12 protein-coding genes are annotated in these 17,492 nt (G+C 40.1%); 5 read left to right on the top strand and 7 right to left on the bottom strand.

The window, feature by feature from the left end; genetic code table 11:
- The first annotated feature begins 150 nt into the window (after positions 1 to 150).
- From QUB80_RS26470 to truB, 5 genes are all read left to right on the top strand, one after another.
- Positions 151 to 1,326 carry a GNAT family N-acetyltransferase gene (locus QUB80_RS26470; protein ID WP_289792466.1) on the top strand — a complete coding sequence of 392 codons (1,176 nt, stop codon included), beginning with the start codon at positions 151 to 153 and terminating at the stop codon, positions 1,324 to 1,326.
- A gap of 73 nt (positions 1,327 to 1,399) precedes the next feature.
- Entirely contained in the window at positions 1,400 to 2,422 is a 1,023-nt protein-coding gene (locus tag QUB80_RS26465) for a DMT family transporter (RefSeq protein ID WP_289792465.1), read from the top strand.
- A gap of 409 nt (positions 2,423 to 2,831) precedes the next feature.
- The gene (locus QUB80_RS26460) at positions 2,832 to 4,481 is read left to right on the top strand and encodes an alpha/beta hydrolase (protein WP_289792464.1); all 1,650 of its coding nucleotides are present in this window, start codon (positions 2,832 to 2,834) and stop codon (positions 4,479 to 4,481) included.
- Positions 4,482 to 5,099: 618 nt separating this feature from the next.
- Entirely contained in the window at positions 5,100 to 5,996 is an 897-nt protein-coding gene (locus tag QUB80_RS26455) for a DUF1963 domain-containing protein (protein WP_289792463.1), read from the top strand.
- 28 nt (positions 5,997 to 6,024) lie between these two features.
- On the top strand, positions 6,025 to 6,906 hold the full coding sequence (truB, locus tag QUB80_RS26450; protein WP_289792462.1) for a tRNA pseudouridine(55) synthase TruB: 882 nt from the start codon (positions 6,025 to 6,027) through the stop codon (positions 6,904 to 6,906).
- Positions 6,907 to 7,330: 424 nt separating this feature from the next.
- Here the strand turns inward: truB and QUB80_RS26445 are convergent, their stop codons facing one another.
- The 7 genes from QUB80_RS26445 to QUB80_RS26415 all read right to left on the bottom strand — a co-directional run bounded on the left by QUB80_RS26445 (position 7,331) and on the right by QUB80_RS26415 (position 17,269).
- The gene (locus tag QUB80_RS26445; RefSeq protein WP_289792461.1) at positions 7,331 to 7,624 is read right to left on the bottom strand and encodes a hypothetical protein; all 294 of its coding nucleotides are present in this window, start codon (positions 7,622 to 7,624) and stop codon (positions 7,331 to 7,333) included.
- A 251-nt stretch (positions 7,625 to 7,875) separates the two neighbouring features.
- The gene (locus QUB80_RS26440) at positions 7,876 to 11,427 is read right to left on the bottom strand and encodes a PAS domain S-box protein (RefSeq protein WP_289792460.1); all 3,552 of its coding nucleotides are present in this window, start codon (positions 11,425 to 11,427) and stop codon (positions 7,876 to 7,878) included.
- 122 nt (positions 11,428 to 11,549) lie between these two features.
- Positions 11,550 to 11,714 carry a hypothetical protein gene (locus tag QUB80_RS26435; protein WP_289792459.1) on the bottom strand — a complete coding sequence of 55 codons (165 nt, stop codon included), beginning with the start codon at positions 11,712 to 11,714 and terminating at the stop codon, positions 11,550 to 11,552.
- A gap of 346 nt (positions 11,715 to 12,060) precedes the next feature.
- On the bottom strand, positions 12,061 to 14,172 hold the full coding sequence (locus QUB80_RS26430) for a TonB-dependent receptor plug domain-containing protein (RefSeq protein ID WP_289792458.1): 2,112 nt from the start codon (positions 14,170 to 14,172) through the stop codon (positions 12,061 to 12,063).
- 78 nt (positions 14,173 to 14,250) lie between these two features.
- Positions 14,251 to 15,192, bottom strand: a complete 942-nt coding sequence (locus tag QUB80_RS26425) for a tetratricopeptide repeat protein (protein ID WP_289792457.1) — start codon at positions 15,190 to 15,192, stop codon at positions 14,251 to 14,253.
- A gap of 285 nt (positions 15,193 to 15,477) precedes the next feature.
- The gene (locus QUB80_RS26420) at positions 15,478 to 15,969 is read right to left on the bottom strand and encodes a GNAT family N-acetyltransferase (protein WP_289792456.1); all 492 of its coding nucleotides are present in this window, start codon (positions 15,967 to 15,969) and stop codon (positions 15,478 to 15,480) included.
- A gap of 121 nt (positions 15,970 to 16,090) precedes the next feature.
- Positions 16,091 to 17,269 (bottom strand): RpoD/SigA family RNA polymerase sigma factor, encoded by a 1,179-nt coding sequence (locus QUB80_RS26415; protein ID WP_289792455.1) that lies wholly within the window; start codon positions 17,267 to 17,269, stop codon positions 16,091 to 16,093.
- Between the last annotated feature and the right edge of the window lie 223 nt (positions 17,270 to 17,492).

The raw sequence follows: 17,492 nt of genomic DNA, 5'->3' as shown, positions 1-17,492 counted from the left end.
AGCATCACCTATATTAGAGCCAGAAGTTGATAACGACAGTGTAGATTTAAAAATTTACTTCCTCCATTTGGGTGAATCAATCGGGTGATGTACCATGTTACCGTTTTTTGTAGTATGTTTGTAGTTTAGTTGCGCTAGGCGGTAGGTGCGATGACGCTTGAATTTGAATACAGCATACTTGCCAATTCAGAAGATGTGAAACGGTTCGGGAAAATCCTCGAACAGTGTTTTATTGGCACACCAGAAGATGAGAATATCTATATCAACAAAATAGGTGTGGAAAATTTCCGTGTTCTTCATCGACAAGGGCAAGTTGTTGGCGGGTTGGCTCATCTTCCTATGGCTCAGTGGTGGGGTAATCAGAAAGTACCGATGACAGGAATTGCCGCAGTTGGTGTTGCTCCAGAATATCGCGGTACAGGGGCAGCTATTACCTTGATGCGGCAGACAGTTCAAGAACTTTATGCCAAGGATGTACCAATCTCCGTGCTTTTTCCAGCCACACAACGCCTATACCGCAAAGCAGGATATGAGCAAGGAGGTGCTTTTTGTAGTTGGGAAATTACTGCTAAGAGTATTCAATCAACAGAGCAGCCACTTCCTGTTGTAGCTGTTCCGTTTGAGCTTGAGTTATTTAATGATATTTATCAACAACAAGCAAAACTCAACAACGGAAACCTAGACAGATATAAAGCTATTTGGCAGAGAATCATCGAGCCAGACGAGAAGGAAGCAACCTACATTTATGCGATCGCTTCGGCAGATGCTCCTCAAGGCTATATTATCTTCAGTCAACATAGTGCAGAAAATGACACAATCTTGAGAGTCAAAGATTGGGTAATTCTCACAGCTGATGCAGCACGAACTTTCTGGAGTTTTATGTCCAATCATCGATCACAAATTGATAAGGTGCGCTGGAGAGGATCTACAATTGATGCCTTAACATTGTTATTACCAGAGCAAACAGCCAAAATTAGATCTACAAATTACTGGATGTTGCGCGTGCTCAATGTAGTCAAGGCATTAGAAAAGCGGGGTTATTCACCAGGTGTTGAAGCCGAACTGCACTTAGAAATTCAAGATGACTTGTTAGCACAAAACAATGGTAAGTATATCCTTTCTGTTGCCAATGGACGTGGTGAAGTCACAAGCGGTGGTAAGGGTGAGTTGCAAATAGACATTAGAAGATTAGCGCCTCTATATACAGGCTTGTTTACACCAGTGCAGTTACAGCTAGCAGGAAAACTAGATGCGACAGAAACAGCACTGTTTGCAGCCACGCAAATATTTACAGGTGCATCTCCTTGGATGCCAGATTTCTTTTAAAGATTGTTAATTGCTAATTGTTAATTGTTTTTTTGATTAGCTATTAGCCATTAGCCATTAGCCATTAACTTTTATGACTAAAATACATCAAACTTCTGGGCGCTGGCGTTTGGGATTAGCGCTATCAATATTAACTGTTTTATTGTGGGGAATTCTACCAATAGCACTAACGGTAACATTACAAGTACTAGATGTATATACCCTTACTTGGTTCCGCTTTTTTATTTCCTTCGTTTTGCTCGCAATTTATTTAGGTTGGCGAGGAAAATTGCCAACATTGGTACAATTGCGTTTAACTTCTTGGAAGTTGTTAGTTATTGCAACCGTCTTCTTGGCGAGCAATTATATTCTCTATCTCCAAGGATTAGCGCTCACTTCACCCTCCAATGCTCAAGTAATTATTCAATTAGCACCTTTCTTGATGGGTTTGGGAGGTTTAGTAATTTTCCGGGAACGTTACACATTGAGTCAGTGGATTGGTGTAACTATTTTAATTGCTGGTTTTATTCTCTTTTTTCACGACCAACTATTTCAGTCTTTAATCAAAGTTTCCCAATATACTAATTTGCCTATGACAAATACGTCTATACAAGTAAGTAAATTTTTTATATCTCATAACAAAACTATTATTTTTAATGCATCCAAACAATATTTGCTAGGTAGTAGTTTAATTGTATTAGCAGCAGTAACATGGGCAATTTATGCCTTAGCGCAAAAACAGTTATTACAATCTTTATCTTCTACCAGTATCATGCTGATAATTTACGGAGGATGTACTTTATGTTTCTCTTTATTAGCTAAACCACAAATAATTTTTACACTTGATTTGTTTCACTGGGGAATGTTAATTTTTTGTGGTTTAAATACTTTAATTGCTTATGGTGCTTTTGCTGAAGCATTAGAACATTGGGAGGCATCGCGAGTTAGCGCAGTATTAGCTTCGACTCCGATTGTTACCTTCTTATCAGTTTGGATTGTATCAGTTATATCACCTAATTTAATTAATTCTGAGCAAACCACATTTGTAGGAATAATCGGAGCATTTTTAGTTGTAGCTGGTTCGATAGCGATCGCCTTGAGAAGAAAAACTAAATAATTGAAAATTTTTCTGTTATTTTATAGCTATTTCTAGCAAAAAAATAATATTTTTTATATTCATTTTTTATCTGTATAAGCATATATTTTCTTACATTTGTTATGATGTTATTGTTAGTGAAAATTAATTGATTTAAGTGAAAAATAATAAGTAATTAAACTTAGTTATTGCACTAGTCACAAGAACCTGGAGGCAAAGCCTCAGAACCCTTGTTACCAGGTTCAACCTGGTAATAAAAATTAGAGCCTTTTGCTCTCTCAATCTCAGCAGAAAGGTTATTAGTAAGCTTACTTCATTAACTCTGCTGAAGTTCAAATTTTGAGGCGCATGAGATTAATAAAGCCAGGGTGTAAGATTAACTACCAAAATGCACGCCTCGTCCAACAAAATCCACTTGCATAGTTGAACGATGAACAGCTTTTTTGGTAAGTGGACTAGTATCCTAAAAAAAAGTTGGGTATTGCTAGTTCTCTCAATGCTGCTGCCAACTTTTGGATTAAGTTATTCAGCCCTGACAGCACAGCGCATTTATGCATCTTACTCTGTCTTAGAATATTCTATTCCTGTGGCAGATTTGGAAAAATTCGCCAAACATGGTGTAGTTGACGAGGAGTTGGCCTTTTATTTACAGTTTCTCAAGCCCAAACAGATTCAGGAATTACGGCAGGCATTAATTACTCCAATTAAAGTTCATCCGGTAGCGGTTTCGCAATTTCTTTACACGCCGCTCGGAGAATTTTTACTACACAGATTGACAGAAGCAATCAAAACCAAATCTCGTAAACCAAAAGCAGGATTTGCAGCTTTACGGTCAGCGTTAATCTTAGCAGCCAAGGAGCCAGATGGCTTAACGCTCATGAATTTAGTGCGTAAGTATCCTAGTTCCAGCATTCAAATTGATTTAGCGCGCACTCTCAATATAGTAACGGAAGTGGGAAAAATGCTCGCTCAAACCAATCGGGCTGTTGCAGCAGTTTCCGAACAGGAAGCAAAAGAAGCCGCTACAATTCCATCATTATCTAATCTCTCCCACTTACCTGATTTAACAGCTCAGGGAAGATTTGAATTGACAAAACAGACACTAAAGTTTTTCGATCCAGCACGCACAAGACTGCTAGTGACTGATATTTATCTTCCCAACATCCTGACTAAAATACCTGTCATCCTGATTTCTCACGGTTTGGGTACAGACAGCAGTAACTTTCAATATTTAGCTACTCACCTAGCTTCTCACGGTTTTGCCGTTATTGTTCCCAACCACTCAGGTAGCGACACTGAACAATTGCGATCGCTCTCAGATGCCAAAGCTGCTGATGTAGCAATGTCCGCAGAAATTTACCAGCAGCCTCTGGATGTGAAATACATATTAAATCAGTTGCAAGCTGATTCTCGGTTTAACAATCGGCTAAACTTACAACAGGTTGGGGTATTTGGTCAATCTTTAGGCGCTCATACAGCTTTAACCTTAGCTGGTGCAAAAATTAACTTTGAGCAATTAAAAAGAGATTGTAATCAAAAGGTACTCAAACAAACTTGGAATCTGTCGTTGCTACTTCAATGTCGCGCCTTAGCAATACGCGATCGCAACGGCGAAGAACATAACCTGTACGATGAGCGAGTCAAAGCCGTAATTGCAGTTAATCCTATTACTAGCAGTATTTTTGGTGAAGCAGGCTTACGTCAAATTCAAGCTCCAGTCATGATTGTCGCCAGCAGCGATGATGCGATCGCGCCTGCTGCTTACGAACAAATTTTGCCTTTCTCCTGGATTGCCAATTCACAAAAATATCTTGTTCTACTTAGAGGTGGAACACATTTTTCCGTCATTGGTGAGGGTAAAGCAAGCACTGAGCAAGCGACATTTCCTCTAGGTTTGGTTGGAGACAATCCCCAGCAGGCACATCGCTACATAAATGCTTTAAGCTTGCCTTTCTTTAAAAATTATGTGGCTGGAATACCAAAATATTCTCCCTATCTAAATGCCACCTACGCTAAATCTATTTCTAACCAAGCTATGGGTTTGAGCTTGATTCAATCTTTGACGTTTGATGGAAAGTAGAAAGCAAGCAGCTCCTTACAGAAGTCACTACGCGCAAGTGCGTAGATATGGCGTGTTCGTTGTTGGCTTGTTGAGGAAAGAATTCTTCTTCATGCTTGGTAATGAGGCAACGTGCTGCTGTGTGCCTTTCTCTTGATAAAAACTTTATATAAATTCTGGGCAACCGCCTGTATTTTAGGATGCTAAAAGCTTTATCTTAGCGACTGGCAACAGGAATTTGTAGTTAATTTGACAAGAGGACATTTTTTAAGATTTGAAAAAGAATATATCGTTGCTCTCAATTGCTTACGCTCATGTAGCCAACCAACGATATACTTTGCTGTTAAATACACATAAACTTTGATTTTGACTAGATTAACTATGAAGGCAGTCAGCCTAACTGCTTTGTTGCACTTATATGAGAAAGTGCTATATTGAGCTATTGCAAAATCCTCCAAACCGCAAAATTAAATATTAACCCATAAAATTTATATAAAGTTTCAAGTTTGCAGTTCGGAACTTTAACTCTTTTTAACTGAGTTTAGTGCCTTGCAAGAACTCTTGAAGCTTAATTCCTTCGCTCGCTGCCGTCGTTTAATTAAGATATGAGCCGATAGTTGATGTGGTGGAGAAGAGTTCATGCATTTGAAAGTAAAAGAGCAGTTCAAACAAAAGTTAAGCGGTGTTAAACGTTTGGCATTCAAGCCAATAATTCAACCAGGAGATGGAAGTTTAACTGCATCAAAATTCGCCGGAAAACCGTGGCTGAATGCAGATGAAAAATGGCCTGTTTGCCCAAACTGTAATCAGCCTATGCAGTTTTTTCTGCAAATCAATCTTGACGAACTTCCTCAAAATGCAAAAAATATCTTTGGAACTGGAATTTTACAATTATTTTATTGTACTAATGTAATTGAAATTAAGCATGATACAGGATTGTTTGGCACAACAATTGAAGAATGTGAAAAATTAAAGGAATATGCAACCAAAAATCTGCCACTACCACAGGGAATTGCAGGCACTGTAGTAGATTGGGAAGGAGATATCGGAAAAATCAAATTTGTCGTCTATAAAGATTGTGTTTCTGACTATGACGGTTGGTCTCCATTTTCCCAGTGTCAATTGGCTAGAATTGTACAGCCAAATCAGCCACCAGCAGCATATGAAATACCAGAATTAGAAGATTTATTTCCCGCTAAATTAATTGTTGATTGGAAAGAGGTAGATGACTATCCCAATTGGTTGGAAATAGATGATTTTAAAATTCCATTAGATGAGGATGAAGAGGACATATTAGATGATATTTTAATGGAAGAATTGCATCAAGGTGGAGATAAATTAGCAGGTTGGCCTGATTGGGTTCAATATCCTGAATATCCAAAGTGTCCTACTTGTAATCAACCAATGAATCAATTGGTATTTCAGATCCAATCAAATGATAATATACCCTATACATGGGGCGATAGAGGAGTAGGCTATATTCTTCAATGCCCACAACATAAAGAAGAAGTTGCTTTTTTGTGGCAATGCACTTAAATTAGCAACTGACCTCAATTATTTTCCCGTGCTAGGCTTTCTTAATCTCAACAAACCATTTGACTGGACTTCTCACGACTGTGTGGCGAAGACAAGAAAACTTTTACAATTAAAGCGAGTAGGACACGCTGGCACTTTAGATCCAGCTGCTACCGGAGTTTTGCCGATCGCAGTTGGCAAAGCAACTCGCCTTTTACAATATCTTCCCACAGACAAAGCATACAAAGCCACTATCAAGCTGGGTGTGCGTACCACAACCGATGATTTACAAGGAGAAATCATCACCCAACAACCAGTCACAAACTTGAGTTTAGAAACAGTTAAACTCGCACTGCGACAATTTGAAGGGAAAATAGAGCAAATCCCACCCAGTTACAGCGCTATTCAAGTACAAGGAAAACGCCTGTATGAGTTGGCACGCAAAGGCAAAACGGTAGAAGTACCAGTGCGAACGGTGGAAGTATTCAAAATAGAAATTTTAGACTGGCGAGAGGGAGAATTTCCTGAAGTTGATGTAGCGATCGCCTGCGGTACAGGAACTTATATCCGAGCGATCGCTCGCGATTTGGGTACAGTCTTAAACACTGGTGGTACCCTAGCTGCTTTGCAACGTACTGCTAGCAGTGGCTTCTTCCTCGCAGATAGCCTCACTTTTACTGACTTAGAAGCACAACTGCAAACCGGAACTTTTCAACTTCTTCCCCCCGATGTAGCTTTAGGGCATTTGCAATCTACTCATTTAAATCCAACAGATGCACTAAAATGGTGTCAAGGTCAGAGAATAGCTGCTCAAGAAAATTCTGATTATGAAATATTGCGAGTGTATGCTGAAGACGGGCGCTTTTTAGGTATTGGACAATCACAAGATGACTTATTGATTCCTCTACTTGTATTGGAAGCGATTTCATAACAGCTACTTATTAGCTCACAAAGAATAATTGCTGCAATGACTTAAGCATTTCTTATCCATGGAAGAGCATTTGTTGCAAATGCTTCAATAAATGCTGTAATTGCTTATATACTTCCTACAATGGCTTAAGCATTTCTTATCAATGGAAGAACATTTGCTGTAAACGCTTCAACAAAAGCTGTAATTGCTTATATACTTCCTACAATGGCTTAAGCATTTCTTATCAATGGAAGAACATTTGCTGTAAACGCTTCAACAAAAGCTGTAATTGCTTATATACTTCCTACAATGACTTAAGCATTTCTTATCCATGGAAGAACATTTGTTGCAAAAAAGAAAGTATTTGCTGCAACTACTTATAGCTAATACCCTCTTCCCTTCTGCCTCCTGCCTCCAGCATAGCTGCCTTCTTTCTGCCTTCTGCTCATTCCCAAGTTGATACATCTCGCAGCACTTCTGGAATTTCTACAGAAGAGGGAAACTCCAACACAGTTTCTCGAAAACCCAAATACCCAGACTCAGTAAACGACATTAGCATTCTCGCCAGTGCTAGCCAAACTTCTGATTCGTATTCCCAATCACCATATCGTGACGCCTTACCCGCAATTGAACGCAGCGCCCAAAAATAACTATTTCTTACCACAGAACCACCTTTTTTAAACTCTGGTAAGTCTTCGTGGTGCAAGAAAAGTACGTCGTTTTCAATACTGGCTCTCATAAAGGTGAATAATACTTATACTATTTCACGAAAAGGCTGATATGGATGTACCCCACCGCCTACGGCACCTCCCCTTACTAAGGGGAGGTTGGGAGGGGTTGAATATGAATCACTCAAAAAGTGAAATGGTATTAGACACTAATCTTGGGCAGCAGCTCATAAACCCTCGTTACTAGGTTCAACCTGATCACGAGAATAGTTTTAATCTAAAATCCAAAACTTGTACTGAGCTTGTCGAAGTATCCAAAATTTTACGGCACGCTCAAAACATCATTAATAGTGTCCAATAATTCCTTAATCGTGTAAGGTTTTGGTAAAAATGCTTGCACATGAATACTACTAGCTTCTAAAAGCTTGTGATTGGAAGTAAGCCCGCTGATGACAATAATTTTGACAGAAGGATTGATTTGTTGCAGAATGCGAATAGCTTGAAACCCATCTATCGACGGCATTTGTATATCCATCAATACTAGACTGATTTCATCTTTGTGTTGGGCGTAGAGTGAGAATGCTTCAATACCATCACTGGCAATCAGAACTCTGTAACCGAACTCTTCTAGTGAGGTTTTAGCAATATCTCGAATAAATTTTTCATCATCCACAACCAGAATTAATTCGCCGTTGCCTCTTACTGCCTGTGAGTCATTAGCTTCCTGTGTTGTCGAGGTGTTAATGGCGCTCAAGAACAGCTTAAATTGGCTGCCTTTACCCACTTCGCTATACACGCTGACAAAACCACCGTGGTTTTTGATAATCCCAATCACAGTGGAAAGCCCCAATCCAGTACCTTTGCCCGGTTCTTTAGTTGTAAAAAAGGGTTCAAAAATTCGCTCTAATAAATCTGGTGGAATACCACATCCTGTATCCGACACAGTTACAAGCACGTAGTTACCAGCTTTTGCCTCCAAATTCATCCTGGCATAGTTTTCATCTACATGGAAATTTTTAGCAGAAAGACTGAGGGTACCTCCATTAGCCATAGCATCACGAGCATTTACACACAGGTTCATCAACACCTGATGTATTTGCGTCGGATCTGCCAAGATTGTCCAAAGATTTGACGTTGGTATATGAATGCAGATTTCAATTGATTTGGGAAATGTACTTTTGACAACCTGCTCAATTTCCTTTAGCAAGTGTCTTGGTTGGAGAGGAATGCGCCTTCCTTCGGCTCCGCGTGCAAATGCTGTAATTTGCTTGACGAGATCTGCACCACGTTTAGAATTGTCTTCTAGGATTTTCAACAGTTGCCGATTTTGCCCATCCAGATTGGGAACTTTCAGTGGTAGCAGTTGAGCAACAGCTATAATTGGTGTCAGTATATTATTTAAATCATGGGCAATACCACTTGCTAGGGTACCCAAACTCTCTAACCGTTGTGCTCGATAAAACTGAGCTTGGAGTTGTTTTTTCTCGGTGATGTCAGTATCGACGCTGAGGATGGATTTTGGTTTTCCTGCTTCGTCGCGCATGAGTGTCCATCTGGTTTGAGCGATAATCTCTTGTCCAGATTTGGCGAGCTGATTTAGCTCTCCCTGCCATTCTCCTTGCTCAACAACGGTTCTGAAAGCCTCTTCCGTTTGAGGTGATATTTGCTTATATAAAAACTCACAACAGTTTCTACCAATTACTTCTGCTGCCAGCCAGCCGTACAAGCGTTCGGCACCAGAATTCCAGTATAAGATACGATAACTTAAATCGCGGACAAAAATAGCATCAGTAGTGATATCAAGCAAAGCAGCCTGTTCGCGGATTTTCTGTTCTGCTTGTTTGCGTTCACGAAGCGCGGCTTGCCGTTCGCTGATGTCTTTCATAAAGCAATAGTGTCCAACAAATTGCTTGTGCTTGTTAAGAGTAGGGATCATAGTAAGTTGCTTGTAAAAGATGGAGCTGTCTTTGCGAATACCCCTAGCCTCAACTTCCACCTTGCCAGCACTCAGTATTTGTTGATAAGCACTCATTACCATTTCAATGTCTTCGGGATGCACAGTTTGCTGCCATGCCATGCCGATCATTTCTTCAGGCTGATAACCAACCGCATTTGCGTAAGCCTGATTGACCATCATATAACGTCCTTGAACGTCTAGCTGCGAAATTCCCTCCACAGCATTGCTCAAGGCAGCACTCATTTTTTTGAGTTCATCCTCTGCCTGTTTTAAGTCGTTAACATCTGTACAAGAACCAATCCACGCCACAACCTGGTTTTCACTATCACGCATCGGCAATGCCCGCACCAGATGCCAACGGTAAACCCCATCTGCCCGTCGTAAGCGATACTCTACATTATAAGGTGTACTATTTTGCAGCGCCTCTTGCCACAATGTCATCACTGACTGCACATGAGCGGGATGAACAGCACTCAACCAGCCATGCCCTCGGATTTCCTCGATTGTCATTCCTAGATATGTCTGGAATTGCTCGTTGAAGTCGTAGCTAAATCCATCGGCATCTGCCACCCAGATCATTTGTGGGATCGCTTCGGCTAGTGTCCGATACCTAGCTTCACTCTGCTTGAGTGCCTCTTCTGATTGCTTGCGATCGCTAATATCAAAAAGCATCCCTATCATTCGCACTGCTTGATTGGACTCATTGTAAAGTCCTCTACCCCTAGCCATTAGCCAGTGATGGCTACCATCAGGATGAACAACGCGATATTCGGCTTCGTACTCAGTCTGAGTATCAAGAGCATAGTGAATTGCTTGCTCAACTCGCTCTATGTCATCAGGATGCACGCGATCGCGCCACATCTGATAGTTAACCTCAACCTGATTCGGTACTAAACCAAGTAAATGATAGTGGTTATCATTCCAGAATATTTCTCCTGTAGTCAGATTCCAGTTCCAAAAACCCGTGTTAGTCAAGTCTAAGACAAGCCTGCGCTGCTCTTCACTCTGGCACAGATGTTCTTCTGCTTGTTTGCGTTCTTTAATTTCCTGTTGTAATCGCGAATTTGCCTGAACAAGCTCAGTTGTACGTTTTGCTACTCGCTGTTCTAATTCTTCATTCGTGTGGTGTAGAGCTTCCTCCAACTGTTTGCGTTCGCTGATATCTTGAATTACAAAGATAAAATTCTTTAACTCCCCAGAGGGTTTGCGAACTAAGGAGACAGTCAAATTAATCCAAATATAGGCTTTGTCTTTACGAATGTAGCGTTTCTCCACCGAATAAGTTTGAATTTCATTAGCCAATATCTGGCGAACATATTCCAAATCGGCATTAATATCATCAGGATATGTTATGTCTTCTAAGGTTAGCCGATTCAGTTCCTCAGGGCTATAACCCACAATATCGCAAAACTTCTGGTTAACCAGCAACCATTGTCCATTTTGTCCTACGTGAGCGATACCAACAGCTGCTTGGTTAAAAGTCGCCTGGAAACGTGCTTCACTCTCCTCCAATTGCCCACTCAGGCGAGTTCTTTCTAAAACATTTTGAATCGCAAGACGGAGGCTCTCTGAGGTTGTATTTCTTTTAACTAAGTAGTCAGCAGCACCACTTTTCATCACCTGTACTGCTACCTGTTCATCCCCCTGACCTGTTAATACTATAATTGGGAGTTTTGTTTGACCTAATTGAGTCGTCAACTCGTTCAGAAACTCCAGCCCATTCACATCCGGCAGTAAATAATCAAGTAAAATTACGTCCGGAAATTGCTGCCGGCACAGAAATAGAGCCTCTTCCCCAGTCGTAGCCTCTAAAATTCTGTATGTGTATTGCTGATCTCGCTGTAGGTAGCGGCGATAAGTTTCTCGATCTTCTTGGCAATCATCGACAAGCAAAACTCTCGGTGTAACTATAGTCACTTATCTCCCTCCGGTTTGTACCAAGAAAACCAAGAAAATCAATTAGCGATCGAGGACAGCTTGACAGGGATGAAAGTAGAATTTGAAAGCTTTTATTAGATTTTTACACTTTTGTAAAGACTTCAGTTTGGTTTGCTTTCTTGGGTTTTAGCTTTCTCTAAACCATCCTGAATCAATATGCGAATTTTCTGAGCCAGAGATAGTTGACACCAGAATTTATCGTTTGAGTATGCTCGTTCAATTTCTTCCCTTAAGCCTTCAATATCTACTGAAATTCGCTTTGCCATAGCATATTTTTCTAGCTTTTTATAAATTACCTAGAAAAGTACACCTTGAGTTTAATTGCTTCAATATGATTCACATAAGTTCATGTTGCTTCAAGTCAGGATACTGAAAAAGGCAGAAGGCAGAGAGAGGACAAGGAGAGGGGGAGAAAAGGGGACACGGGGCAGAGGGGGAGATGAGAGAGATGGGGAAATGAGGAAGATGGGGAAGATGGGGGAGAAACAGACAATAACCACTAACCACTAACTACTAACCACTGTACGGGCGGGTTTTAGGTGCGATCTCTCTAGTTTGACAAAATATCATAAATAAACCCGCCCCTACGAATGACTAATGACTAATGACAAATTACAAATTCGAGGTTAAACCAATCCGAAAAGTAAAGCCAGGGCTATAAGTACGATTCACTCGCTCGTATTGTTCATCTAATAAATTTTCTAAGTAAACAGTAATTCCTAAAGTTTGGGTGATTGGTACACGAGCGCTGAAATCTAAATTAAAGAAAGATGGAACAAAATCAGTTGTCGTATTTCCAGGATTAGTAAAGAAGGCTCTGCGAGCGCCACTATTATAAGTAGTATATAAATTCGCCTGCCATCCTCCGCTTGCATAACTAATGCCAGCTTGAGCAACGGAGTAAGGAATCATGCCCAACTGTAAACCTTTTTCTATTCCTGTTTTAATTTGGGCATCTGTATAAGTATAGTTAACAAAAGTAGACCAACGAGAAGCGATTTTCCACCGCAATGCCGCCTCAAATCCATTAGTATCTACAAGTCCAATATTTTCCCATCTACCATTAATTATTCCTAAGCGATTATCTAAGCTACTACCAAAGTAAGTAAACTGCCCGATTAAATTCTCAGAAAAATTAACATCAACTCCCGCAGTCCAAGATGAGCCTGTTTCTGGTTCCAAATCTGGATTAGGCAACCATCCATGTACTGTATCATAAACGTATAATTGATCTAACCCCGGATTGCGCTGTCCCCCTGTCCAACTTCCGCGCACTGCGAGGCTTGGTGTCACAGCATAACGCAATCCTGCACTGGGATTCAAATAATTTCCAAACTGACTATCGAAGCTTTGCCTCAAGCCAAAATCTAGCTGAAAAGCATTAGTAATATTCCAAGTATTAACAGCAAATAATCCTGTATTGAATACGTTCCTATCTTCGATTTCATTTAAGGCAATGCGATCGGGACGTGTACTATCAGTCTCACTATTTAAATCAGTATTTTTTAAATCTAATCCCCAGCGCAATTTATTATTCGGGGTGAGTTGCCACTCATGATCAATTCTTGCTGTCAATTGTTGTGTATCTAAAACACCTGTACGATAATACTCTACACCTCTAAAAACTGTGGGGCCATAGGTACTAAAGTAATCTTGATTGTAACCGAGCGTAGTTGTCAGAACAGAATTTTCTCCATTACCTAACAGAGTTTTCCAAGATAAACCCAGATTTAATCCATCATGATCTAATCTGTCTTTTTGTAGCGGGAAACCAAAATAAACTAAACCCCGGCGACTGCTGAGTTTAGTTACATCTAAACTGAGAGTATTTTTGGCATTTAAATCAAATACTAAATTACCAAAGTAAGTACTAGTAGCAGTATCTGCATTGAATAAATAACCATCAGCATCACGATTTGCTGCTCCTTCTGGAACTCGGTAACGGTTATCAGTAAAAAACCTTTCAAAACTGAAATTATATCTAACAGAACCAAAGGCACCAGCGTAACTAGCTTGTTGATTATTTAAACTTAAGGAGCCAAATTCAGCAGTAGCATTCAATTTAGGAATACTGCTGCCTTCTTTAGTGATAATATTAACAACTCCACCAAAACTTGATGAACCATACAAAATAGAAGCTGCACCACTGTATAGTTCCACTCGTTCAATTGCTTCTGTGGGAATACTATTTAAATCAGTCGCACCATGATAGGTATTAATATTAGTATTAATTGGTCTACCATTAATGAGGAATATCGATTGATTTATTGAAGCTCCCCGGTAATATGTACCAGTGTGAATATCTGCTCCTGGCCCTACATCATTGATAGCAAATCCTGGCATTCTTTTCAAAATATCAGCAACACTTGTAGAACCTTGCTTTTCAATTTCTTCTTTCTCAATCACGTAAGTGGGAGTAGATAAAGGCAGTGTGTCTTTTTCGCCTGTTACTTCTATTTCTATGTCTCCCTCATTAGTAGAATCTTCGTTGATAGATGGCTTTGTTTCTGCTGGTGTTGCTGACTCGTCCGTTTCAGACTCTTGAGTTAATAATTGAGCTTCGGTAGCAGGTAATTCTATTTCACTTAAATCAGGAATTTCTACAAGATTTTGGGGCAATTTGTGAGTGTGTTGTTGATTTTTTTCAGTCTCAACAGCTAATGTAGGATATGCTATTAACAGACTAGGTACAGCAAATGAAAGCAGAAACAGGCAAATTTTCACTTTTAATTGATCACTGCTCGTAAAAATACTCAGTGATATTTTTAGGGTTTCTGCAACTTGCTGTCAAAAGACAAGCTGTCATACTTTTACTTCCACAAGAGCAATTTCTACTGTCGATGGAATTTGTTGTTGCACAGTCTTAATTAGAGACAAAGTTTTTTCATAGGCAAGTCTCTGTCCCTGGTATCCAAAGTATTTAGCTGCCTTGTGTAAGTCAGCTAGGGCAGATTGTTCATAACCAAGGCGATGAAAGGCTATTCCTCGGTTCATATAAGCATGACCATCACTAGAGTTTAATTGGATTGCCTCAGTAAAATTACGTACTGCACTGGCATAATCTTCATTTTTAGCACAAGCACAACCTCGGTTGAAAAAAGCTCTATCATCGGCGGCATTCAAACGAATTGCCATATTAAAGTCATACATAGCCGCTTGTAGGTTTGTTAATTGTAAACGCGCTAATCCTCGATCATTGTAGATATCAGCAACTAAAGGATTAGGTAGCTGGGGGGTTTGACTCAAGGCGAGATTATAGTCAGCAACTGCTTGCTGGTAATTTTTTAAAGAAGCTTGGGCTACCCCTCGGTTGTAATAAGCCCGAAAATCATAAGGTTTGAGTACGATCGCCTTCTCATCATCAGCGATCGCTGCTTGATAATTTCCTTGTCTGTAGTAGGCAAGCCCTCGGTTGAGGTAAGCATCTGCCTTGTTGGGTGCTAAATTTATTACTTGCGTGCAGTCGGCGATCGCATTTTGATAAGCTTCTATTTTGAGATTGGCAAGACAACGATTACTATAAGCCGCGACAAAATCTTTTTTCTCCTCAATTGCCTGTTGGAAATCTTGAATTGCTTCATCATAATTACCATGCAGCATATTCTCTACGCCCAATTGAAAGAAGTCCTTCGCAGCAACTTGGGTAAAAGATGTAGCTAGTGAATGGGCAGGTGGAGCAAGAAAAAAACAGGTAAGTGTCAGGGCAATAATTAAATTGCCAATCAATCGATAGCAGTAATTCATAAAATTTAATTAGATTGGTATAAATAATAAAAGTATTTTTTGTAGTAGGGGTGGATTTACATAGAAAATATTTAAACTATTTAGAGAAATTAATTCAGACGTTTTTGGTGCAATACCATCCTTAATTTTTAGGTTCACAGTCTTTTCTCGTCAAAAGACAAGTTGTCAAAGTTAGTCATTAGTCAGTGGTTAGGGGTTAGTAGTTCTCCCCTGCCCCCCTGCTCCCCTGCTCTGTTTGTCCCCTTATCTCCCCTGTTTTTGTCCGCTTGTCCCCTTGTCTTTCTATCACCCATTCCCTAACTCAGCAAGCGTCTCTCCTGTAACACGGCAAATCCGCCACTCTTCTAAAATCACTGCTCCCATGCGGCGATAAAATTTAATAGCTGGCTCGTTCCAATCTAGAACACTCCACTCTAACCTTCCACAATTTCTCTCTACAGTAACTTGAGCAACTTTAGTTAAAAGAGCTTTGCCAATCCCTTGGCGGCGGTACTCTGGTAGAACGAATATATCTTCTAGATAAATTCCTGGCTTGGTCAAAAAAGTTGAATAATTATGAAAAAACAGAGCAAATCCAACCGCTTGCCCTGTATATTCTGCTAATATTGCTTCAACATATTTTACGGAACCGAATAAGTGCTCCTTAAGTGCTAAAGGGCTCCCAGTAACAGCATCAGATAGCTTTTCATACTCTGCTAGGGCTTTAATTAATTCAAATAAGGTGTTACAGTCTTCTGGTTCAGCAAAACGCAATGTTAAATCGCTATGCGATGTCATTAATCATTAGTCCTTGGTCATTAATCATTAAGTCATTAGCCCATAGTTTATATTCCCTAGTCAATATTTCAGGATCATTAAATTCTGGAAAAATGACAAATGACAAATAACAAATGACTAATTACACTAACCAACCCTTCAAGCGTTTGGCTATATGGGGACGGCGCAATTTTCGCATAGCTTTGCTTTGAATTTGTCGAACACGCTCGCGCGATAGATTGAACATATTGCCAACCTCTTCCAAAGTGCAGGGTTCACTGGTTGTCAAGCCATATCGCAGCGAAATCACATCTTTCTCCCGTGGGGTTAGTACGTCACCCAATACTTCCCAAATCTCCTGCCGCATCATGCTTTCGTTCATTTTTGCTTCTGGAGATTGGTTATCTTCATCTTCTAGCAAATCCATCAATTCCGTGTCTTCTTCTTTACCAACACGGTGGTTGAGGGAAAGTGCTTGACGCCGCAGTTGCTGGAGCTGGCGTAATTGTTGTGCCGGAATTTCCAATGCTTCAGCCATTTCTGCTTCACTGGGATTCCGCCCTAATCTTTGTTTTAGCTCTCGTTGAGCTTTTTTCAATTTATTGAGTTTTTCAACTATGTGAATCGGCAAGCGAATTGTTCGTGCATCGTTAGCGATCGCCCTTGTGATTGCTTGTCTGATCCACCAATAAGCATACGTAGAAAACTTATATCCTTTATCTGGATCAAATTTTTCGGTAGCACGATTCAAACCCATTGCTCCTTCCTGAATTAAATCCAAAAAAGGCACTCCCCGATTTAAATATCGTTTGGCAATTGATACTACAAGACGCAAGTTAGAGCGAATCATTTTCCGTTTCGCCACCCGCCCTTGATACAAACGATGTTCTAACTGCTTTTCTGTTATCTCTAAATGTGTTGCTATATTTTCCTTGGTAGGCTGCTGTCCCAGTTTTTTTTCTAAGGAAGTATATAGTTCGTTTACTTCTTCTAGAAATCGCACTCGCCGCGCTAGTTCAACCTCTTCATCAGGTTTGAGTAATGGATAACGCGCCATTTCTTTAAAAAATGCGCCCACAGCATCATCATATTCGGTTTTGTTATATCCCGAAGGGCGTGCTGCCGCCATCTCATCCCCAACGCGATCATCTATTTCCAGATTTTCTAAGTTTTCGATAATAGGGGATTCTTCATCTGCCACTGCTTCTAAATTATCAAGAGTTGGTTCTTCATTATCAGCAGCATTTTCTATCATCGTCATTGTTCCCAATTCAGCAATATTCATAGCTTCCTTCAGGGATTGTTGCTTGGTTTGGTACATAAGTTAGTGACAGCTGCTCTAAGATACTTTCCAGTTTTTATATGTGACAAATGCACCTGTCTCTTAGCAAAACTTTTTTCTGCTAATTCAAAGTTGATCCCGAACTTAAATTTTCATATATCATGGCTAAAGTTCACCAGAGATAATTAGTTTTCGATACTGCTGGCGACTTTAACTGTTGGTTACACCTGGATACACTTCCTCACAAACACGATACTCTTAC

The sequence above is a fragment of the Chlorogloeopsis sp. ULAP01 genome, from assembly GCF_030381805.1.
Lineage (GTDB): Bacteria > Cyanobacteriota > Cyanobacteriia > Cyanobacteriales > Nostocaceae > Chlorogloeopsis.
This window is presented reverse-complemented; position numbering and strand designations above follow the sequence as displayed.